This window comes from Streptomyces sp. TRM70350, from assembly GCF_019219825.1.
In the GTDB taxonomy this organism is placed as follows: domain Bacteria; phylum Actinomycetota; class Actinomycetes; order Streptomycetales; family Streptomycetaceae; genus Streptomyces.
Map to the genome: position 1 here is coordinate 1 of NZ_JAHUXH010000113.1, position 737 is coordinate 737.

At 73.5% G+C, this 737-nt stretch carries 1 protein-coding gene; it reads left to right on the forward strand.

Features of this window, described 5'->3' with window-relative positions; genetic code table 11:
* Window positions 1-737: sensor histidine kinase KdpD (locus tag KWI83_RS37810; protein WP_256363399.1), on the forward strand; the 737-nt coding region annotated here is incomplete at both ends.

Consider the following 737-nt stretch of genomic DNA (forward strand, 5'->3'; position numbering starts at 1 on the left):
GGCCGGGTGCTGCCCGCCGAGGACCGGCGCGTGCTGGCCGCGTTCGCCGCCCAGGCGGCAGTCGTACTGGACCGCCGCCGCCTCCAGGAGGAGGCCGACCAGGCCCGCACGCTGGCCGAGGGCAACCGGATCCGTACGGCGCTGCTGGCCGCCGTCAGCCATGACCTGCGTACGCCGCTCGCGGGTATCAAGGCGTCGGTCACCTCGCTGCGTTCGGACGACGTCGAGTGGTCCGAGCAGGACCGGGCGGACCTCCTGGAGGCGATCGAGGAGGGCGCCGACCGGCTCGACCATCTGGTGGGCAACCTGCTCGACATGTCCCGCCTGCAGACCGGCACGGTCACGCCGATCATCCGCGAGGTCGACCTCGACGAGGTCGTGCCGATGGCGCTGGGCGGCGTACCGGAGGACAGCGTGGCCCTGGACGTTCCCGAGACCCTGCCGATGGTCCATGTCGACAAGGGCCTGCTGGAGCGGGCGGTCGCCAACGTCGTGGAGAACGCGGTCAAGTACAGCCCGGACGGTACGCCCGTGCTGGTCGCCGCCAGTGCCATCGCCGACCGCGTCGAGGTGCGGGTCGTGGACCGGGGGCCGGGCGTGCCGGACGAGGCGAAGGAACGGATCTTCGAGCCCTTCCAGCGGTACGGCGACGCCCCGCGCGGGGCCGGAGTGGGCCTCGGCCTCGCGGTCGCCCGGGGCTTCGCCGAGGCGATGGGCGGCACCCTCGACGCCGAGGA